The sequence below is a fragment of the Pseudomonas haemolytica genome (assembly GCF_009659625.1).
GTDB classification, from domain to species: Bacteria; Pseudomonadota; Gammaproteobacteria; order Pseudomonadales; family Pseudomonadaceae; genus Aquipseudomonas; species Aquipseudomonas haemolytica.
Window position 1 is genome coordinate 14,969 of record NZ_VOIW01000004.1, and the last position, 20,723, is coordinate 35,691.

Sequence of the window (20,723 nt, forward strand, 5' to 3'; positions counted from 1 at the left end):
TTATCAAAATCTGGTTGAAACAGACTGCTGTTTTAGCCGCTTTTATCTGCGTAGGAAATAGCCAATCATCTGCCCATCCCGTTATCACCCGTATCACACCGCCCATTTATCGGAGCCATCATGAAAGCCATTGCCTACTACGCCTCACTGCCGATCAACGATCCAGAATCCCTGCAAGACATCGAACTGCCGGCGCCCGTGGCCGGCCCGCGTGACCTGTTGGTGGAAGTCAAAGCCATCTCGGTCAACCCGGTGGACACCAAAGTGCGCCAGAACGTCGCCCCGGAAAATGGCGCTGCCAAGGTGCTGGGCTGGGACGTAGCCGGGGTGGTCAAGGCAGTCGGCAGCGAAGTGACGCTGTTCAAGGCCGGTGACAAGGTGTTCTACGCCGGCTCCCTGGTACGCCCAGGCGGTAACAGCGAACTGCACACAGTGGATGAGCGCATCGTCGGCCATATGCCCAAGAGCCTGGGGTTCGCCGAAGCCGCCGCACTTCCGTTGACCGCCATTACCGCGTGGGAGTTGTTGTTCGAGCGTTTGCAGGTGCAAGAAGGCAAGGAAGATCAAGGCCAGAGCCTGCTGATCGTCGGCGCCGCCGGTGGCGTGGGGTCGATCCTGACTCAACTGGCCAACCAACTTACCGCGCTGAAAGTAATCGGCACCGCGTCGCGCCCCGAAACCCAGGATTGGGCCAAGGCCCTGGGCGCACACCTGGTGATCGACCACAGCCAGCCGTTGAGCGAAGCGCTGAAACAGGCCGGCCAGCCGCACGTGACCCACGTCGCCAGCCTGACCCAGACCGAGCATCACCTGGATCAACTGGTGGAAGCCCTGCAACCCCAAGGCAAGCTGGCGCTGATCGACGACCCCAAGGCGCTGGATGTGAGCAAGCTCAAGCGCAAGAGCCTGTCGCTGCACTGGGAGTTCATGTACACCCGGTCGATGTTCGAGACGCCGGACATGATCGAGCAACACAACCTGCTCAACCGCGTGGCCGAGCTGATCGACGCCGGCACCCTGAAAACCACGGTGGGCGAGCACTTTGGTGTGATCAATGCGCAAAACCTGCGCCGTGCCCACGCGCTTCTGGAAAGCGGCAAGGCCAAGGGCAAGATCGTGCTGGAAGGATTCTGAAAAACGTCTGTCAGCGTCGTCTGTTATTCCTGTGAGTAATGGACGACACCATTAGTCCGAGAGTTGATCCTTGTCATATTTGTGAGGGGATTGGGGTTTATATTGGCCGCCTTTGCCACGATTCTTTTACGTGAGGAAGTCAGCAATGAAGATCCTGATAAAAGCGTTAGCAAAATCCCCAGGCAACCAATGGCAAGTTCGCCTCGACGGCGAAGCCATCACCTTCCGCAGTGAAGCCGAGGCCCGCGCCTTCGCCGATACGCTGCAAGCCCGGATCCAGGCGCCCCACCGCTTTCCCCTCAGCCAGCAACGCTGCGCCGCTGGCTGACCCGTATTTCAGACCTGCGCCTGCGCGGCCCTTGCCCGTTGCAGGCGCTGGGTCGACATCGCAATCGTCACTGCCAGCACACCGCACAAGCTGATGACCATGGCCATTGGCATCGCTGTGCCGTCGTGCAACACGCCAACCAACGACGCCGCACCTGCCGCCACGCCGAACTGGATGCACCCGAGCAACGCCGACGCACTGCCGGCCCGCGCACCCTGCCCGCTCATGGCACACGCCGAGGTATTGGGCAAAATGCAGCCCAGGCTGGCGATACAGATAAACAGCGGCACCAGCAACGGCCACAGGGCCTCGGTGCGCAACGCTGCGATCCCCAGAAGGCTCAAGGCTGCCGCCACATACACCCACACCGTACGCGACAGCAAAAACGCCGGGCCGCGTTTGGCGAGCAATCGCGCATTCAGCTGTGCCACCAGGATAAAGCCGGCGGCGTTGGAGCCGAACAGCCAGCCGTAATGCTCGGCAGGCACGCCATAGAGTTTGATGAATACGAAAGGAGAACCGGCGATGTAGGCAAACATCCCGGCAATCGAAATCCCGCCGGTCAAGGCATAACCGAGGTACACCCGGTCCGACAATAGCGAACCATAGCGACGTAACGAGCCAGACAATGGCTGGCGTGGCTGGTGGGCCGGAAAGGTTTCCGGCAATCCAACCGCCACGGCAATGGCCGCCAACACGCTGAACAACGACAACGCCAGGAAGATCGATTGCCAGCCCCACACTCCGACCATCAACCCACCCGCCAATGGCGCGAGAATCGGCGCCAGGCCGGTCACCAGCATCAGTTGCGAATACACCTTGGCCGAGCCCACCGCATCGCATTTGTCACTGACTACCGCCCGGGAAATCACCATGCCCGCGCAACCGCCGAGGGCCTGCACGAAGCGCGCACCGATCAACCATTCCAGGGACGGCGCATAGGCGCAGGCGAAGGACGCGAGGGTAAACAGGGTGACGCCGCTGAGCAGCGGCACACGCCGGCCAAAACGGTCGGCCAACGGGCCGTAGATCAATTGGCCAATGGCCAGGCCAGCGAAATACACCGCCAGAGTCAACTGGATATGTTTTTCATCGGTGGCAAAGGCCGTGGCCATGGCCGGAAAGCCTGGCAGGTAAAAATCGATCGCCAACGGCGCGAAGGCGCTCAAGGCGCCCAGAATCAGGATTATGCGAAGGTTCATCAGACACCCAAGTGAGTCGGCAGCTCGACAGTCTAGCCGCGCTTGGGTGCCGTGAACATTACGTTAGGTCGCTAACTATCGGAAAACTTACGCCAGCTTGGCGATGTAGCCTTCCTCGGTGATCAGGTCGATCACTTCCTGCGAGGAAAGGCGGCTCTCCACGCCCACTTCTTTCGCCGCCAAGTCCACCTTCACACTCGCCCCCGAATCTTTGCTTTGCACCGCCTGGGTCACCGCACGAACGCAATGGCCGCAGGTCATTCCTTCAACACTGAATATTTGCATGACATGACTCCTTTGATGAGGTTGTACCCAGTCTCGAGCTTGCCACGATGGTAAGGTCAAGTTTCAAAAAAATCGGCCGGGCTGGTATTCGATGGCTGCGTCGGCCAAGCTTCAACTTTCCTCGCTGTGAACCACGGAGCATTCGCCATGCGCTGGTCGTTTTTTGCCCTTGCCGGCCTGATGAGCTTATCTGCTGCTGCGCCCCAGGCCCTCGCCGCTGAAGATTATGCGGTGCTGATCATTTCCCGCGAACGCCTGGAAGTGCCAACCAACTGCGAGATCGGCCTGTATATCCAGGACCAACTGGCCGGGCGCCTGTTCCAGGAACAGGCCACCTCGTTCAATCTGCCTGCGGGCAATGTGTCGCTGCGGCTCAAGCTGTTGCCGGGTCAGTCCCAAGGTTGCCTGCCTGGTTTGCTGGCGCCACCGGCGCAGAACATCACCTTGAAGGCCGGCGATGTACGCAAATTGCGTATCGCCCAGGGTCCGGATGGTATGTACCTCAAGCCTGCGGCATTGGAATACTGAAGACGCTTGACCTTCCCCACAGGTTAAGGTTGATCCTAGGGGCAACTTCTCCTGGAGGACTGCCCCATGAATGGATCCACCACGTTTGACCTGCCCATCGGCGGCATGACCTGCGCCAGCTGCGCCGGCCGCGTCGAGCGCGCGCTGGGCAAGGTGCCGGGGGTGCAGCGTGTCAGCGTCAACCTGGCCAACGAACGCGCCCATATCGAAGTACTCGGCCAGATGGACGCCAGCGTGTTGATCGCAGCGGTCGACAAAGCCGGCTACACCGCCACCCTGCCCCAGAGCGAAACCGCCACCGAAGCCGACCAGGCCCGACGCTTGCGCCGCGAGCGCTGGGCGCTGGTCGCGGGGATTGTTTTGGCGTTGCCGCTGGTGCTGCCAATGCTGGTGGAACCCTTCGGCCTGCACTGGATGCTCCCCGCCTGGATACAGTTCGCCCTGGCCACGCCAGTGCAATTCATCCTGGGTGCGCGCTTCTATGTCGCCGCGTGGAAAGCCGTGCGCGCCGGCGCCGGCAATATGGACCTGCTGGTGGCGATCGGCACCAGCGCCGGCTACGGCCTGAGCCTCTATGAATGGCTCACCGCCTCCCCAGGCGTGACACCGCACCTGTACTTCGAAGCCTCAGCGGTAGTCATCGCCCTGGTGCTGCTGGGCAAATACCTGGAAAGCCGTGCCAAACGCCAGACCGCCAGCGCCATCCGCGCCCTTGAAGCCTTGCGTCCGGAACGGGCGATCCGCGTGCAGGACGGCCGCGAAGAAGACGTCGCGATCAGTGCGTTGAAGCACGGTGACCTGGTGCTGGTCAAACCCGGCGAACGCTTCCCGGTGGACGGTGAAGTGGTGGAAGGTCAAAGCCATGCCGATGAAGCACTGATCAGCGGCGAAAGCCTACCGGTGCCCAAACAACCGGGTGATGCCGTCACCGGTGGCGCCATCAACGGTGAGGGCCGCTTGCTGGTGCGTACCCTGGCCCTGGGTGCAGAGAGCGTGCTGGCCCGCATCATCCGCCTGGTCGAAGACGCCCAGGCCGCCAAGGCGCCGATCCAGAAACTGGTGGATAAAGTCAGCCAGGTATTCGTGCCTGCCGTGTTGGTATTGGCGCTGATCACCGTTGTGGGCTGGTGGTTGTATGGCGCGTCGCTGGAAACAGCGATCATCAATGCGGTGGCGGTGCTGGTGATCGCTTGCCCTTGCGCCCTGGGCCTGGCCACACCAACCGCAATCATGGCCGGCACCGGCGTCGCCGCACGCCACGGCATTCTGATCAAGGATGCCGAAGCCCTGGAGCGCGCCCATGCCGTGAGCGCTGTGGTATTCGACAAGACCGGCACCCTCACCTCCGGCGCGCCGAAAATTGCGCACTTGGCGGCGGTGGATGGGAACGAAGCGCTCTTGTTGCAACAGGCCGGCGCCTTGCAACGCGGCAGTGAACACCCACTGGCCAAGGCCGTGCTGGATGCTTGCCTGGAGAAAGGCTTGGACGTGGCCGATGTAAGCGCCAGCCAATCACTGACCGGGCGTGGCATTGCCGGTACGCTCGATGGCCGGCCATTGGCGCTGGGCAATCGACGCTTGCTGGAAGAAACCGGCTTGAGCATGGGTGAACTGAGGCAGCGCGCCAAGGATTGGGAAGCCGAAGGCCGCACGTTGTCATGGCTGATCGAGCAAGGCGCGCAGCCTCGCGTGCTCGGCCTGTTTGCCTTTGGCGACACCCTCAAGCCCGGTGCGCTGGAGGCCGTGCAGCAACTCAAGGCGCAACACATCAGCAGCCACCTGATTACTGGCGACAACCACGGCAGTGCCCGGGTCGTCGCAGAGGCATTGGGTATCGACGATGTGCATGCCGAAGTACTGCCCGCCTACAAAGCTGCTGCCGTTGCCGAGCTGAAAAAAACCGGCGTGGTCGCCATGGTCGGCGACGGCATCAACGACGCCCCGGCCCTGGCGGCCGCCGATATCGGCATCGCCATGGGCGGCGGCACCGACGTGGCCATGCATGCCGCCGGTATCACCCTGATGCGTGGCGACCCGCGCCTGGTGCCGGCCGCCCTGGAGATCAGCCGCAAGACCTACGCAAAAATTCGCCAGAACTTGTTCTGGGCCTTTGTGTATAACTTGATCGGCATTCCCCTGGCCGCCTTCGGCCTGCTCAACCCGGTGCTGGCCGGCGCCGCCATGGCCTTGTCCAGCGTCAGCGTGGTGAGCAATGCACTATTGTTGAAAACCTGGAAACCAAAGGACTTGGAGGATCAACGCCCATGAACATCGGCCAAGCGGCCCGCACCAGCGGGCTGAGCGCAAAGATGATTCGCTACTACGAATCCATCGGCCTGCTGAAAACGGCCCATCGCACCGACAGCGGCTATCGCCTGTATGGTCACGACGACCTGCACACCCTGACGTTTATCAAACGCTCACGGGACCTGGGGTTTTCACTGGAAGAGGTCGGCAAGCTGCTGACCCTGTGGGAGGACCGGCAGCGGGCCAGCGCCGACGTAAAAGCCTTGGCGCGCCAGCACATCGACGAACTGAATCATAAGATTCGCGAGTTGGGGCAACTGCGCGATACGTTGCAGGACCTGATGGAGCACTGCCAGGGCGATCATCGGCCCGATTGCCCGATTCTCAAGGAGTTGGCGGCGGGGAACTGCTGCGCCTGATGCTCTGGCTGGATACACACAATCCAAATGTGGGAGGGGGCTTGCTCCCGATGAGGGAGTGTCAGTAAACACATCTGTCGCTGACACACCGCCATCGGGAGCAAGCCCCCTCCCACATTTTGAACCTCATCTATCCTGAGATCACTGCATCCAAGGCGGCGGCGGTGGCTCGTCCGGTACTTTGCTCGGTGGCGCATCATCGGCCGCGCGAATCGCCTGGCGACGCTCTTCATCCAGCCGCGCCGCTTCGATTTCGCGGATCACACCGCCCACGTCCGCGAGTTCTTCCGGTTCGTCGAACTCACCGGTCAACACACTGGCCGGGTGCAAGGTGCCGGCTTCGTACAAGGCCCACATTTCCTTGGCGTACTTGGTCTTCTTCAATTCCGGGGCAAAGCGCCCGAAGTAGGAAGCCATGTTGCCCACGTCCCGCTCCAGCATGCTGAACGCGTGGTTGTTGCCCGCCGCATCCACCGCCTGGGGCAGGTCGATGATCACCGGGCCCGTTGGCGTGAGCAGTACGTTGAACTCGGACAGGTCTCCGTGCACCAGGCCGGTGCACAGCATCAGTACGATCTGTGAGATCAGGAAGGCGTGGTATTCACGCGCCTGGTCCGGTTCCAATGTCACGTCGTTCAATCGCGGCGCCGCGTCGCCATACTCGTCGGCCACCAACTCCATCAACAGCACGCCTTCGAGGAAGTCGTACGGCTTGGGCACGCGAACGCCCGCACCGGCCAGACGGAACAACGCCGCGACTTCAGCATTCTGCCAAGCGTCTTCGGTTTCTTTCTTGCCGAACTTGGAGCCCTTGGCCATCGCCCGGGCCTGGCGGCTGTTACGGACCTTACGGCCTTCCTGGTATTCGGCCGCCTGACGAAAACTTCGTTTGTTCGCCTCCTTGTAAACCTTGGCGCAACGCAATTCGTTGCCGCAGCGCACCACATAAACAGCTGCTTCTTTACCACTCATGAGTGGGCGCAGCACTTCGTCGACCAGACCGTCTTCGATCAGGGGTTCAATGCGTTTAGGAGTCTTCATCAGCTTTTATTGTGGGTCCTGTATTACCAAACACGCGTGTGGCACTCGTTATACGGCAATCGGCTCGCCGGTGGGAGAGGCTACCGACCTCTGACCACTCAAGAATGCATGCAATGGGCCAATTTTTTCGGCAATCAGCGCTCGATAATCGCCGTCACCCCTTGCCCGCCCGCGGCACAGATCGAAATCAGCCCACGCCCCTTGCCCGCCGCATCCAACAATTTGGCGAGGTTTGCGACGATGCGCCCACCGGTGGCAGCAAATGGATGGCCCGCCGCCAGGGAGCTACCCTTGACGTTGAGCCGGCTGCGATCGATAGACCCCAGCGCAGCGTCCAGGCCCAGGCGGGTCTTGCAATAGTCCGCATCTTCCCAAGCCTTGAGCGTGCACAACACCTGGGCAGCGAAGGCTTCGTGGATCTCGTAGTAATCAAAGTCCTGCAAGGTCAGGCCGTTGCGGGCCAGCAAGCGCGGCACCGCATACACCGGCGCCATCAACAGGCCCTCGGCGCCGTTGACGAAGTCCACCGCCGCCGCCTCGCCATCACGCAGGTACGCCAGGATCGGCAGGCCACGTTCCTTGGCCCAGGCTTCACTGCCCAGCAGCACCAGAGAGGCACCATCGGTGAGCGGCGTGGAGTTGCCGGCGGTGAGCGTGCCCTTTTCGCTGCGCTCGAAGGCCGGCTTGAGGCTGGCGAGTTTTTCCAGGGTCAGGTCGGGACGCAGATTATTCTCGCGAGTGAGGCCGAGAAATGGCGTGAGCAAATCGTTGTGCCAGCCTTCGGCGTAGGACGCAGCCATCTTCTGATGGCTTTCCAGAGCCAACTGATCCTGCTCGGCGCGGGGAATCTGCCAGGTCTGCGCCATCAACTCGCAGTGCTGGCCCATGGACAAGCCTGTGCGCGGCTCGCCATTGCGCGGCAGTTCCGGCTTGAGGTGCTGGGGACGAAGTTGTAACAAGACTTTTAATTTATCCGCCATGGTTTTACTGCGATTGGCTTGCAGCAAGATCTTGCGCAGCCCTTCATTTACCCCAATCGGCGCATCCGAGGTGGTATCCACCCCGCCAGCAATCCCGCATTCGATCTGGCCCAGGGCGATTTTGTTAGCCACCAGCAACGCCGCCTCCAGCCCGGTGCCGCAGGCTTGCTGGATGTCGTACGCAGGCGTTTGCGGTGACAGGCGCGAGCCGAGCACGCATTCGCGGGTCAGATTGAAATCACGGGAGTGCTTGAGCACCGCGCCGGCGGCCACCTCGCCGATGCGCAGGCCGTGCAGGTTGTAGCGCTCGATCAAGCCCTCCAGTGCGGCGGTCAACATCGCCTGGTTACTCGCCGTGGCATAAGGGCCATTGGAACGGGCGAAAGGAATGCGGTTACCGCCAATGATCGCTACACGGCGCAATTGAGTCATGGAAAGCTCCCTTGTGGAGGTGGGTGGAATCATCAAGCCTAGCCTAGGCTCAATCGAACGACTGCCACCCCAGGGTGGTCAACCCTTTGAACCCCAGCCTTCGGAGAGCGTTCCATGTCTGACCGTTATATCGACTTCGCCAACTCAAGCCTCGGCCATCGCCTGGTCGCCGCCATTGGCCTGCCGTCACCGGTGCGCCTGGAACGCTGGCAAGCCGGACGCCTGCGCCCGGTCGACGGCGCACTGCTGCTCGGCGGCGGCACGCTGACGACCAAGGTGCTGGCATTTGCCAATCGACTGACCGACGCTGTCTACAGCTACGGCACCGAAGCCTCGACGGCGCCTGCATGGATTCCCGGCCACGGCCCCAAGCTCAAGGCGGTAGTGTTCGACGCCAGCGACTTGCAGCACACCGATCAGCTCAAGCAACTGCGTGAGTTCTTCCAGCCGCTGCTGAAAAACCTCGACCACAGTGCACACCTGGTGATCCTCGGCCGTGAGCCGGAAAGCCTCAGCGATCCCTTTGCCGCCAGTGCCCAGCGTGCCCTCGAAGGTTTCAGCCGCTCCCTGGCCAAGGAACTGCGCAGCGGCGGTGTGTTGCAGTTGCTGTATGTGGGCGAAGGCGCCGAGGACCAATTGGAAGGCGCGCTGCGGTTTTTCCTGTCGCCGAAAAGCGCTTACATCTCGGGCCAGGTGATTCGCCTGACAGCCTGTGACACTCCCGTCGAGGACTGGACGCGCCCTCTGGCTGGGCGCAAGGCCCTGGTCACCGGCGCCGCCCGTGGCATTGGTGCATCCATCGCCGAAACCCTGGCGCGCGACGGTGCCGAGGTGATCCTGCTCGATGTGCCCCAGGCCAAGGCCGATCTGGAGGCCCTGGCCGCGCGCCTGAATGCGCGCACGGTGGTGCTGGATATCTGCGCAGAAGACGCCGCCAGCCAACTCGTCGAGCACTTGCCCGACGGGCTCGACATCCTGGTGCACAACGCCGGCATTACCCGTGACAAAACCCTGGCCAACATGACCCCGGAATACTGGGACGCGGTGCTGGCGGTCAACCTCAATGCGCCGCAGGTACTGACCAAGGCCCTGCTCGACAGCGGCAGCTTGCATGACAACGCGCGGGTGGTGCTGCTGGCTTCCATCAGTGGCATCGCCGGTAACCGCGGGCAAACCAACTATGCCGCGAGCAAGGCCGGGTTGATCGGCCTGGCCCAGGCCTGGGCGCCCCTGTTGAAGGCGCGTGGGATCAGTATCAATGCCGTGGCGCCGGGCTTTATCGAAACCCAGATGACCGCGCATATTCCATTCGCCCTGCGTGAAGCCGGGCGCCGCATGAGTTCCCTGGGCCAGGGTGGCTTGCCCCAGGACGTGGCCGAAGCCGTGGCCTGGCTAGGTCAGCCGGGTTCCGGTGCGGTCAGCGGCCAAGCGCTGCGGGTGTGTGGGCAAAGTCTTCTGGGAGCGTGAGCATGCAATGGCAAACCTTAGACAGCACACCGTCTCTACTGCCGCTGTATTGGCGGGCGGCGCTCAAGCGCAAGATCACTGGCAGCACATTGCCCGAACACGGTTTGCGCTGCCGGGTCAGCGTCAATCCCAGGGCCATCGCGGCGTACCGCAAGGTCTGTGGGTTTGCCGACAGCCCGATGCTGCCGGCAACGTATCCGCACATCCTGGCGTTCGGCCTGCAGATGCAACTGCTGACTGACAAGGCATTTCCGTTTCCGCTGCTGGGGCTGATTCACCTGAGCAATCGCATCCGCATTCATCGGCCGTTGGGCGGCGTGGGCGATCTGAGCGTCGGCGTCTACGCACACGACCTCAGGCCTCACGCCAAGGGCGCAACCTTTGAGATTGTGACCGTCGTCGAGGATGCCCTTGGGTTGCTGTGGGAAGCCGAAAGCCAAATGCTGTGTCGGGGCGTGAAGCTTGATGGCGAGGCAGTGGATAACACCTTGCAGGTGCCAGGCCCGACCATCGAGCTGACGCGTTGGAAAGCACCTGCCGATATCGGCCGCCGCTATGCCCGCGTGTCCGGCGATTACAACCCTATCCACCTCAGTGCACCGACGGCCAAGTTGTTCGGCTTCCCCCAGGCCATTGCCCATGGGCTATGGAACAAAGCGCGTACGCTCGCGGCGTTGGGAGAACATCTTCCGGTGGCCAATATTGAAATCGAGGTGGAGTTCAAGAAGCCCGTGCGCTTGCCCGGTGAAGTGGTATTGATGAGCAGCGCGGCCGGCTCCAGTGGCGAGTTAGAACTCAACGGCACGGGCGACATTCAACATATGCTTGGCAAGTGGCGCCCGATTGCCTGAAGCACACTGATTAATTGTATATATATACCCTAAGTTATAGCGGGCCTTATGAGGCCCGTTTGTTTATACAAGCCTTTGATTTATATCAGCCACCTATTTAATTACGCTCGTCTACTACACCCTTCGCATTAGTTACTAAGACGACTGAGATCTTGTGTATATAAATCGTTAATACCAAGTTGAGCGTTGCGCGAAAGAGTGACCGGGTCTGTGATAACCACACGGACAAACCTATCGCTATCCCTAGAAATAGCGAAGGTTTGAAACAACCAAGGTTGTACCAGGTGCAAGGAACTCAATCATGAAAACTCAAGTAGTGTTTTGGAAAGCAAGTACCGCGCTGGCCCTGATCATGGCGATGAGCCTCGGTGGCTGCAGCAGCGGTGGCGGCGGGCATCACAGTAGCGTGGCGGCGTCCACCCCGGACGCGGGTGCCGGTGGTGGTACTGGCGGTGGCGATGGCGGCACGGGCGGTGGAACCGGTGGCGGTACTGGCGGTGGCGATGGCGGCACGGGCGGTGGAACCGGTGGCGGCACTGGCGGTGGCGATGGCGGCACGGGCGGTGGAACCGGTGGCGGCACTGGCGGCGGCGACGGTGGCACGGGCGGCGGAACCGGTGGCGGCACTGGCGGCGGCGACGGTGGCACGGGCGGCGGAACCGGTGGCGGCACTGGCGGCGGCACAGGTGGTGGAACCGGCGGCGGCACTGGCGGTGGTACAGGTGGCGGCACTGGTGGCGGCACTGGCGGCGGTACTGGCGGCGGCACAGGCGGTGGCACTGGCGGCGGTACGGGTTCGACAACTACCCCGCTGGTCACTGGCCAGATCGCCGGTACCCTCGGCACTACCGTGGGCAATGTAGGCACAGCCGTCGGTAATCTCGGCTCGACCTTGAATGGTGTGCCCATCGTCGGCGTAACCGCTGGCGGCCTGGTGACCTCGGCAGGCACCGCCGTTAACAGCATCGGCAGCGGTGTAACTTCAGGCCTGGGCTCTCTGGGTACCAACAGCAATTCCCTGGGCAAAACCGTCGCCGGTGTCGGCAACGGCGTGGCCGACCTGGGCGACGGCCTGTCGACCACAGGCAAATCGCTGTCAACCACCCTCGGCGGTGTCCCCGTAGTCGGCGGCTTGACCGGCGGTGTCGGCGGCGCGGTGGGTGGCGTAGTCGATAAAGTCGGCACCACGGTGACGATGCTCGGCGATACCCTCAGCACTGCCAGCACTACGGGCCCGCTGGGCTCGTTGACCAACACTGTTGGCGGCAAAGTCGTGGTGCCGGTCGTGTCGCTGGTGGAAAACACCACCGGCAACCTCGGCAAGGCAACCGGCCTGGGCAACCCGGTCAATGGCCTGCTGGATAAAGTCGGCTCGACCGTCACCGGCCTGGGCACTCAAGTCGCCAGTACTGGCGGCACAGGCAACCCGGTCACTGGCATTGTGGGTACCGTGCTGACTGGCGTCGGCGGCACACTCGATAAGTCGGGCGGTTATGTCGCTCCAGCGGGCGGCACCTCAGCTCCCGGCATACCGGAGCTGGTGGGTGGCCTGGTGTCTAACGTGGGTACCGGCCTGAATGTGGGCAATACCAACGGCACCGTCAGTGCAGCGGGTGTAACCGGCGGCGCGCTAGGCAATACCATCGCTTCCGTAGGTACTGTCCTGGGTGGCACCGGTGTGGCTAACACTGGCGCCACGGCACCGGTCGCAGCAGTGGCAACCAATGTCGGCGCAGCCCTGAACCCCGTCACCTCCGGCGTCACCGCTCTGACGCAAAACATTGGTACCACCACTGGCGTTGGCGCTCCGGTCAACGGCCTGGTGACGCAAGTCGGCGGCGCGGTCAGCAGCTTGGGCACTAACCTGACTGCGGCCAATGCCAACCCGGTCACCAATACGCTCGGCACTACCGTAACAGCGGTCGGCAACACCGTAGGCTCGGTGGGTGGCTTGGTTACCGGTGGCACCGGTGGCACCAGCGGTGGCCTGCTCGGCGGCCTGAACATCGGCGCCAGCGCCACGGCCAGTGGCAGTGCAAGCACAGCAGGAGGCGCCACTACAGGAGGCACTACAACCGGTGGACTGGGCGGTCTGTTGAACGGCCTGACCGGCAAAAAATAGAATTGCACCTGGCCGATTAGACGGCCTCACCTACAGCGCCTACGCTTGGTTGAGACGAGAGACCCTAAATAAGTCTCTCGTCTTTTTTATGGGCGACGCCTTGTGTGATGAGCCGCCGCCCTCCCGAACCGTGTCCCAGAACCCGGCGGGCCCGAAACGCTGCTGCAGTTGACCATGGAGTGTCCTATGCGCGTGTTGACGCCGTTGTTATTGCTTACCCTCGGTGCCTATGTACAGGCCGAGCCCCTTCCCAGCTTTTTGAACAGCAACGACACTATTCGCACCTTGCCGGTCCCCAACCTGCCTGCCGACGCCTATCGACCGGCCACGCCGCAAACCCAGGTACCTGAAGCGCCGCCGACGGCCGGCCAGCCCCTGCTGATGGACACCAAGGTCACCATCCGCAAGCTGCAGATCGAGGGTGGGACGATCTACCCGCTCACCGAGACGGCCAAGGCCTACGAGCCTTTGATTGGTCGTGAGACCAACCTCGCGCAACTGATCGAAGCCACCCGCAGCATCACCCGCCGTTACCAGCAGGACGGCTACCTGCTGTCCTACGCATTCCTGCCGCAACAGAACTTCGAAAACGGCCTGGTCCGCGTGGTCCTGGTGGAGGGTTACATCAAGGACTATCAACAAACTGGCGACATCGGTTCGGTGTCGGCCTACGTCGACAAACTGGCGAATAAACTCCTCGCTGAGCGCCCCCTGACGCGCAAGACCTTCGAGCGCTACACCACCCTGATGAGCCGCATCCCCGGCCTGACGGTACAGGCGCAAGTGCCGCCGCCGGGCACCACCGATGGCGCCACGCACATGCAGATCCAGGCCAGCCGCAAGCCCTTCACCACGAGCATGAGCCTGGTGGAAAAAAACCGTGGCGGCACCCAGGCGTTGCTCAGCGCCACCAGCAATTCCCAAACCTTTCTGGGCGAACAGCTCACCGTCAGCGGCCTGTTCCCGCCGGGTGAGGATAAAGAGCATTACTACCGCGTGGACTACAACCAGTTCATCAATGCCGAGGGCAGCCAGCTCACACTGGCCGCCGAACGTTACCGCGCCGACCCCAACGCCAATGTGCAACTCGACGGCGGCTTCGAACTCAAACCGCACCAGTCCGTCGATCGCTACTCCATTGGCCTGAGCCATCCGCTGATCGCATCGCCCACCGAGTCGTTGACCCTCGGCACGCGCCTCTACGCCGTCGACCAGACCACGCGCTACAAACTGGTGGGCTACCCGTTGCGCTTCGACATCGAATCCAACCTGCGCGCCCTGGCGTTCGAGGGCGATTGGCGCAAGGCTGACGCCCGGCAATTGCGCATTCTCAGCGGCGGCCTGTACCAAGGTATCGACGGGTTGGGCGCTAAAGCCCGCAGTGATCTGGACGTGGCGAAACCCGACCTCGACTTCTTCCGCCTGCGCCTGTCCGGCGTGCAGAGCAACAAGTTCTTCGATAACTGGCAAGGCGTGCTCTCAGGCGCGTTCTACTGGAGTAATGACACCCTGCCAGACAGCGAGCGTGCTACCTTCGGCGGGCAAAATTTCGGTCGTGGCTACCCTGATGACCAAGGCTCGGGCGATAAGGGCTGGGGCGTGGCCTATGAGGTCAACTACAGCTTCAACCGCGCCGGTGAGTGGGTGAAGGTCCTGCAGCCTTACGTGGTACTCGACCGTGCCAAGACGTGGTTCAACGAACTGCCGGTCAAGGCTAACGACATGTCATCGGCGGCCGTGGGCCTGCGCTTTGGCGACAACAAGTACTACAACATTGCCCTGGAGGCGGCCAAGCCGATGTCGGACATCGCCCTGGACAGCTACAACCGGCGGCCGAGGTATACGTTGAGTTTCAGTTATCAGCTTTGACGAGATGGATGCATTTTTGGTTTTTTTGATTGAGTACATATCCGTTGCTGCGGTAACGGCCACTTAGGGTTCCGCTCTTACAGCGGGTCACTTTTGGAAAAGAGCCCCAAAAGTGACCCGCTGTAAGAGCGGAACCAATAGTGGCCGTTACCTAAATAACGGATATGTACTCGGTCTGATCCAACATCCTGGCGCACACCAACTACCGTCGGCCCCCAGAAAGTGGAAACAGACTATTGAGAGTATCGATCAACCGCACCAGATAGATCGGCTTACGAAACAGATCCAACACCTGCAAGCGCAGCATATCGCTGACATCATCCATTTCCGCATGCCCCGACATCACAATCACCGGCAAGTGCTGGCGTGAAGTGTGTTCGCGCAGGCGCTTGATCAAGGAGATCCCACTTTCCTCGGGCATACGCAGGTCAGTAATGACCAGGGCGATATCCGGGTGAAGTGTCAATTCTTGCAGGGCAAAAGTGACGGAGGTGGAGGTAAAACAGACGAATCCCTCGTTTTCGAGGGATTCGGCTAACTCGACCAACGCGTCCTCTTCGTCGTCCACCAATAGGATTTGTTGGCGGGGTGACGAAGGGTGGCTCATGGGCAATACCTGATAAAGAAGATCAGCAAAACGACAACCTACTGTACTAACGGTTAAGTCGCTGCCGGCAGCGCATCGGAGACCTTTTGAAAGACGCCTTTGATCTTATCGCCAAGCCCGGTGCCGAACCCAATGATTACCAACGCAACTATCGCCACGATAATCACATACTCAATGGCTGACGCCCCGTCTCTGCGACGCAGGAACAACTGCGCGTGGATGTAAAATTTCAAGAACAGGTCAAGGATCATACGACTTCTCCCTCATGCGCCGCAAAGCGCCGTTACAGCTGGCCCGCACGATGATTGCTGTGTGCCATTAGAGCATTGTCAACAAAATGGACACTCACAACTGTAAGAACGCATTAATCACAAAGTATTAGTCAGGGCGCAGCTACCCTAAGTCCGGTTTTACGGGGTAGTTTTTGGCCTACAGATAAATTTTTTTCGCGGTAATGGCATTTTGTCCTAACTGAGCTACCGTCAAATAGCAAAATCGTTAGTTGTTCATCACAGCCAAGTTGCGAAATTAACTCGTTTGGATTAACGGGAAAAAGCAGTGCAACAGGATAGGGAGAGCCGTCATGAACAGTCGCATCAGCATGGTCCTGGCTGGCTTGCTGCTTGTTGGAGCTTTGATTGCAGGGTATTGGGGCCTGGTGCTGAGTCGTCCGCCGGCACCCAATGCAGCTCCCGCGCCAGAACCTGTCATTTCCGTTGAAAAAACTGTTGCCGTCGTGGAAGACCAGACCCGCCAGCCAGTGGTGGTGCTGGTACACGCAGTGCCGCCATTTGTCCCCCTCACCGCTGCCGATGTGGCCGTGGAAAAACTGCGTACCGTCCCGGTCGGCAGCCTGACCAGCCTGGACCAGGCCATCGGCCGCACGCCCTTGCGCGCCCTGGGTGCAGGGACGTGGCTCAATGATGAAAGCTTCACCCCCGGTGGGCCCCTGGCACGCATGATCCGTGCGAATGAACGCGCCCTGGCTGTCGCCGTCGACGAAGTCATCGGTGCCGGCGGCCAACTGAGCCCTGGGGATTACGTCGATATCTTGCTGTTCCTGCGCCAGGACAATGCGAATGCCGAGCAGTCGGCGCAGGTGGTCATCCCGGCGATTCGCCTGCTCAGCGTCGGCGATCAACTCGGTTTGGCCAACGACGGCCAACCGGCGGTGCCACCACCGGCCACCGCCGAAGAACGCGCCCAGGCCGCCCAACGTCGCACCGCCGCGCGCAGCGTCGTGCTGGCGGTGCCCGAACCGTTGCTGAGCCGGCTGATGCTCGCCTCCCAGGCCGGCATGCTGCGCCTGGCCGTGCGCAGTGCCGACGAACAGCTGCTCAGCCGCTACTGGGCCGGCGAAAGCGATATGCCGGACAAGGTGCAAAGCGCCAACCGCGACCTCTACCAATTCACCCAACTGGCCCTCACCGGCCCGCCGAAAAAAATCGCCCCCGTGGTAGCCGACACCGGCCAGCGTCGGGGCGTCGAAGTGATTCGCGGCGCAGCAGCACAACAAACCCCCTGATTGAACAAGGATGCCTTGAATGAGCCAACGCTACGCTCAATTGGCCTTGGCCTTGATGCTGCCGTGCCTGCCCGTGGGCATGGCAATGGCAGCACCGGGTAACTGCAACGCCTTGGGCCAACTGCCCGCTGTGGTCGAGGTGGGCGAAGGCTTGCAAACCGAGCTGCAATCGCCAGTGGCGATTACGCGCCTGGCCATCGGTGACCCGAAAATCGCCGATGTGCGGGTCAACGGCGACCGCAACTTTCTGTTGACGGGCGTCGGCAGCGGCGCCACCAGCCTAATGGTGTGGACCGGCTGCTCGACCACGCCGCGCCAGAGCATGGTGTTCGTCAAGGGCAAGGCCACCTCGGCGCTGACCAGCCAATCGCTTTCACCGTCCGAAGACCCGACACTGCCCAGCCAGGTGCAGACCGATATCCGCTTCGTCGAAGTCAGCCGCACCAAGCTCAAGGAAGCCAGCACCAAGATCCTCGGCATGGGTAAAAACTTTTTCCTCGGTAGCCCCGACCTGCTGTCCCCTGCGGAGGGCATCTTTAAACTGCCGGTGAGTGCTGACAGCTTCAACATCGGCTTTGGCGGTGGCCGGGTAAAGGCGCTGATCAACGCCCTGGAAAGCAGTGGCTTTGCGTATACCCTGGCGCGCCCGAGCCTGGTGGCCATGAGCGGCCAGAGCGCGACCTTCCTGGCCGGCGGTGAAGTGCCGATCCCGGTGCCCAGTGCCGGCAGCGATACCATCTCCATCGAGTACAAGGAGTTCGGCATTCGCCTGACCCTGACGCCCACGGTGATCGACCACAACCGTATCGCCTTGAAAGTCGCCCCGGAAGTCAGCGAGCTGGATTACAACAACTCGATCCAGATCGAGGGCATCCAGGTACCGGCGCTGACCGTACGGCGTACCGACACCAGCGTGTCGTTGGCCGATGGTGAAAGTTTCGTGATCAGCGGCCTGATCAGCAGCACCAACCGTTCCACCATCGCCAAGCTGCCGGGCCTTGGAGATATCCCGATCATTGGTGCTTTTTTCCGCGACTCCAATATCCGCAGCGAAGAAAAAGAGCTGCTGATGATCGTCACGCCGCATCTGGTCCGGCCACTGGCCGCCAACGCGCAGCTGCCGTCGTTGCCCGGTGAAAAGCTGCGCAACTACGACCCGAACTGGTTCCGCCTGTTCTTCCTGGAAAACGGCAACTTCGACCGTCGCAATGGACTTTCCCAATGAGCGATAGCCTGAGCCAGACTTTCCTGGCAATCACCCGCAACAGCACCGATCTGGAATGGCTGCAGGGTGCGCTCGCACCACTTGGCCAAGTGATCAGCGTGGGCGGCGGCAGCCTGGATGAATTGCTGGCACTGGTGGACGTGACCTTTGCCAACCTGGTGTTCGTGGGCCTGGACCGCGAGCACCTGGTGGCCCAGAGCGCCTTGATCGAAGGGGCCCTGGAAGCCAAGCCGATGCTGGCGGTGGTCGCCCTGGGTGACGGCATGGACAACCAGTTGGTACTGAACGCTATGCGCGCCGGCGCCCGGGACTTTGTCGCCTATGGCTCGCGCTCCAGCGAAGTGGCCGGGCTGGTGCGACGCCTGAGCAAGCGCTTGCCGGCCAGCGCACCGAATGCGCACCTGGGCGGCCTGACGGTGCTGTACGGCGTCCAAGGCAATACCGATGGCGCCCTGCTCGCCAGCCACCTGGCGACGGTTGTGCAAAAAAGTGGTCAACAGACACTGCTGCTCGACCTCGGCCTGCCGAGGGGTGACAGCCTGGCGCTGCTGGGCCTGGAGAGTACCTTCAACTTCGGTGACGCCCTGCGCCACCTGCGCCGTCTCGACACCACGCTGATCAATAGCGCATTCACCAGCACCGAAGAGGGCTTGCGCATCCTTTCCTATGCCGCCAGCGACGAGCCCTTGGAAGTGACCAGCGCCGCCGAGCTGTACATGTTGCTCAGCGCCTTGCGCCAGCACTTCCAACACATCGTCGTGAACCTCACCGGCCAAGCCGACAGCGAAGCCTTGCGCACCTTTGTCAGCCACTGCGACAAGCTGCTGTGGTGCACCGACCAAGGCGTGCTCGACTGCCGGCGCAACCTCGCGGTACTGAACCTGTGGCGCGAAAAAGGCATGAAGCTCGACCACGCCAAGCTGCTCGTCGACCGCTACATCAAAGGCTGCGCCCCCGACACCGAAGCCCTGGAAAAAAGCTTCGGCCTGGAGTGCATCGCCGTGTTGCCCCTGAGCCCCGAAGTGCGCCTGAACGCCAAGAACCAAGGGCAAAGCCTGTTCACCCTGGCCCCGCGCGAAGCCTTGACCCAGGCCCTGCGCCAACTGGGTGAGCGCCTGGCGAAACGTTCAGAGGGGTTGGCAAAACCCTCGACACGCTGGTTCGAACGCCTGCTGGGGAGCGGTCGATGAACGGCGAGAAACTCTTCGGCGCGCCGGCTCGGGGAGCCGCCGGGCACAATGACCACGACGGCCTGAAACTGGTATTGCATCGATACATCATCGACGCCATCGAAGAGACGGGGCAGAACCTGCTGGAAGGCTCGCGCCAATCCCTGGCGCAATTTGTCATCGACAAAGTGGCCGAGTACATCACGCGCATGCACCTGGCGATCTCGCGTTATGAGATGGAGCGCCTGGCCGAAGAAATCGTCGACGAGCTGACCGGGTTCGGCCCGCTGGAAGTACTGCTGCGCGATGTGTCGGTCACCGAGATCCTGGTCAATGGCCCGCACCGAGTGTTTATCGAACGTGACGGTGTGCTGTACCAGAGCGACCTGCGCTTTATCGATGCCCACCATGTGGAGCGAGTGATGCAGCGTATCCTCGCGCCCCTCGGGCGGCGCCTGGATGAGTCGTCGCCGATGGTCGATGCGCGCCTGCCGGATGGCAGCCGGGTCAATGCGATCATCCCGCCGATTGCCCTGGACGGCCCCTGCCTGTCGATCCGTAAATTTCGCAAGGACATGCTCAAGAGCAGCGACCTGGTGGCGATGCAGACCATCGACCAGAGCATCTTCGAGTTTTTCCAGGAGGCGGTGGGCAAGCGCTGCAATATCCTCATCAGTGGTGGTACCGGTACCGGCAAGACCACGCTGCTGAATATCCTCAGTCAATTGATCAACCCCCATGAACGTCTTGTCACCATTGAGGATGTGGCCGAACTGCAACTGGGCCACCCCCACGTCGTACGCCTGGAAACCCGCCCGCCCAATGCCGAAGGGCATGGCGAGGTGAAGGCCAGCGACCTGATCCGCAACGCCCTGCGAATGCGCCCGGACCGCATCATCCTCGGCGAGATTCGCGGCGTCGAAGTGCTCGACGTGATGACCGCCATGAACACCGGCCATGACGGCTCCATGAGCACCGTGCACGCCAACAATGCCCAGGACGCGCTGCTGCGCCTGGAAACCCTGGTGGGCCTGACCGGCCGCGTGGTGGCGGAAAAAACCCTGCGCCAAATGATCTGTGCGGCGCTGGATGTGGTGATCCAGCTGACGCGCCTGCCCGATGGGCGCCGCTGTGTCAGCGAGGTGGTGGAAGTGGTCGGGGTGCGCGATGACGTGTATGTCACCAATACCCTGTTCCGCTTCGACCGCCGTACCGGCGTTGGTTTCGTGCGCGAAGCGCTGCACCCGGCCGGCGACAAACTGCGGCGCGAATCGGCATTGCCACTGTAGCGA

At 61.7% G+C, this 20,723-nt stretch carries 19 protein-coding genes; 13 read left to right on the top strand and 6 right to left on the bottom strand.

From position 1 onward, the window contains the following. Positions 1-120 precede the first annotated feature (120 nt). Both FRT59_RS13945 and FRT59_RS13950 read left to right on the top strand, forming a co-directional pair. A complete protein-coding gene (locus FRT59_RS13945; protein ID WP_034119716.1) occupies positions 121-1,134 on the top strand; it encodes a zinc-binding alcohol dehydrogenase family protein in 1,014 nt (337 codons plus the stop codon). A 145-nt stretch (positions 1,135-1,279) separates the two neighbouring features. Next, complete coding sequence (locus tag FRT59_RS13950; protein WP_034119715.1) at positions 1,280-1,462, top strand: hypothetical protein; 183 nt, start codon at positions 1,280-1,282, stop codon at positions 1,460-1,462. Between the two features lie 8 nt (positions 1,463-1,470). Here FRT59_RS13950 and FRT59_RS13955 read toward each other — a convergent pair whose 3' ends face one another. Both FRT59_RS13955 and FRT59_RS13960 read right to left on the bottom strand, forming a co-directional pair. Continuing rightward, the gene (locus FRT59_RS13955) at positions 1,471-2,664 is read right to left on the bottom strand and encodes a multidrug effflux MFS transporter (protein ID WP_153871473.1); all 1,194 of its coding nucleotides are present in this window, start codon (positions 2,662-2,664) and stop codon (positions 1,471-1,473) included. Between the two features lie 87 nt (positions 2,665-2,751). Continuing rightward, positions 2,752-2,949 (bottom strand): heavy-metal-associated domain-containing protein, encoded by a 198-nt coding sequence (locus tag FRT59_RS13960; RefSeq protein WP_153871474.1) that lies wholly within the window; start codon positions 2,947-2,949, stop codon positions 2,752-2,754. A gap of 147 nt (positions 2,950-3,096) precedes the next feature. Here FRT59_RS13960 and FRT59_RS13965 point away from each other — a divergent pair, with 147 nt between their 5' ends. The 3 genes from FRT59_RS13965 (at position 3,097) to cueR (ending at position 6,143) form a co-directional block, all read left to right on the top strand. Further along, positions 3,097-3,477: a hypothetical protein gene (locus tag FRT59_RS13965; protein WP_153839995.1), complete on the top strand. Its 381-nt coding sequence runs from the start codon at positions 3,097-3,099 to the stop codon at positions 3,475-3,477. Positions 3,478-3,543: 66 nt separating this feature from the next. Beyond that, complete coding sequence (locus FRT59_RS13970) at positions 3,544-5,745, top strand: heavy metal translocating P-type ATPase (RefSeq protein WP_153871475.1); 2,202 nt, start codon at positions 3,544-3,546, stop codon at positions 5,743-5,745. After that, a complete protein-coding gene (cueR, locus tag FRT59_RS13975) occupies positions 5,742-6,143 on the top strand; it encodes a Cu(I)-responsive transcriptional regulator (protein ID WP_034119709.1) in 402 nt (133 codons plus the stop codon). Before FRT59_RS13970 ends, cueR begins: the two co-directional genes overlap by 4 nt. 141 nt (positions 6,144-6,284) lie before the next feature. On the opposite strand, the gene FRT59_RS13980 is transcribed toward cueR, so the two are convergent. Both FRT59_RS13980 and FRT59_RS13985 read right to left on the bottom strand, forming a co-directional pair. After that, the gene (locus FRT59_RS13980; RefSeq protein ID WP_034119707.1) at positions 6,285-7,184 is read right to left on the bottom strand and encodes a PA4780 family RIO1-like protein kinase; all 900 of its coding nucleotides are present in this window, start codon (positions 7,182-7,184) and stop codon (positions 6,285-6,287) included. A gap of 134 nt (positions 7,185-7,318) precedes the next feature. Continuing rightward, entirely contained in the window at positions 7,319-8,596 is a 1,278-nt protein-coding gene (locus tag FRT59_RS13985) for an acetyl-CoA C-acetyltransferase (protein WP_153871476.1), read from the bottom strand. A 114-nt stretch (positions 8,597-8,710) separates the two neighbouring features. Between FRT59_RS13985 and FRT59_RS13990 the strand changes: the two genes are divergently transcribed. From FRT59_RS13990 to FRT59_RS14005, 4 genes are all read left to right on the top strand, one after another. Beyond that, complete coding sequence (locus FRT59_RS13990) at positions 8,711-10,063, top strand: 3-oxoacyl-ACP reductase (RefSeq protein ID WP_153871477.1); 1,353 nt, start codon at positions 8,711-8,713, stop codon at positions 10,061-10,063. A 2-nt stretch (positions 10,064-10,065) separates the two neighbouring features. Then, on the top strand, positions 10,066-10,914 hold the full coding sequence (locus FRT59_RS13995; protein ID WP_153871478.1) for a MaoC/PaaZ C-terminal domain-containing protein: 849 nt from the start codon (positions 10,066-10,068) through the stop codon (positions 10,912-10,914). A 301-nt stretch (positions 10,915-11,215) separates the two neighbouring features. Next, entirely contained in the window at positions 11,216-13,036 is a 1,821-nt protein-coding gene (locus FRT59_RS14000) for a collagen-like triple helix repeat-containing protein (protein ID WP_153871479.1), read from the top strand. 186 nt (positions 13,037-13,222) lie between these two features. Further along, positions 13,223-14,905 carry a ShlB/FhaC/HecB family hemolysin secretion/activation protein gene (locus tag FRT59_RS14005; protein WP_153871480.1) on the top strand — a complete coding sequence of 561 codons (1,683 nt, stop codon included), beginning with the start codon at positions 13,223-13,225 and terminating at the stop codon, positions 14,903-14,905. Between the two features lie 202 nt (positions 14,906-15,107). Here the strand turns inward: FRT59_RS14005 and FRT59_RS14010 are convergent, their stop codons facing one another. Next, complete coding sequence (locus tag FRT59_RS14010) at positions 15,108-15,512, bottom strand: response regulator (protein ID WP_034117549.1); 405 nt, start codon at positions 15,510-15,512, stop codon at positions 15,108-15,110. A gap of 53 nt (positions 15,513-15,565) precedes the next feature. Continuing rightward, entirely contained in the window at positions 15,566-15,763 is a 198-nt protein-coding gene (locus FRT59_RS14015) for a Flp family type IVb pilin (protein ID WP_003188231.1), read from the bottom strand. A 332-nt stretch (positions 15,764-16,095) separates the two neighbouring features. Here FRT59_RS14015 and cpaB point away from each other — a divergent pair, with 332 nt between their 5' ends. From cpaB to FRT59_RS14035, 4 genes are read left to right on the top strand one after another with little or no spacing between them, the layout of a single operon-like run. Continuing rightward, on the top strand, positions 16,096-17,037 hold the full coding sequence (gene cpaB / locus FRT59_RS14020; RefSeq protein WP_153871481.1) for a Flp pilus assembly protein CpaB: 942 nt from the start codon (positions 16,096-16,098) through the stop codon (positions 17,035-17,037). 19 nt (positions 17,038-17,056) lie between these two features. Continuing rightward, the gene (locus FRT59_RS14025; protein WP_153871482.1) at positions 17,057-18,262 is read left to right on the top strand and encodes a type II and III secretion system protein family protein; all 1,206 of its coding nucleotides are present in this window, start codon (positions 17,057-17,059) and stop codon (positions 18,260-18,262) included. Continuing rightward, entirely contained in the window at positions 18,259-19,452 is a 1,194-nt protein-coding gene (locus tag FRT59_RS14030) for a CpaE/TadZ family protein (protein ID WP_034117546.1), read from the top strand. The genes FRT59_RS14025 and FRT59_RS14030 overlap by 4 nt, the downstream gene beginning before the upstream one ends. Then, complete coding sequence (locus FRT59_RS14035) at positions 19,449-20,720, top strand: TadA family conjugal transfer-associated ATPase (RefSeq protein WP_034117545.1); 1,272 nt, start codon at positions 19,449-19,451, stop codon at positions 20,718-20,720. Before FRT59_RS14030 ends, FRT59_RS14035 begins: the two co-directional genes overlap by 4 nt. Positions 20,721-20,723 lie beyond the last annotated feature (3 nt).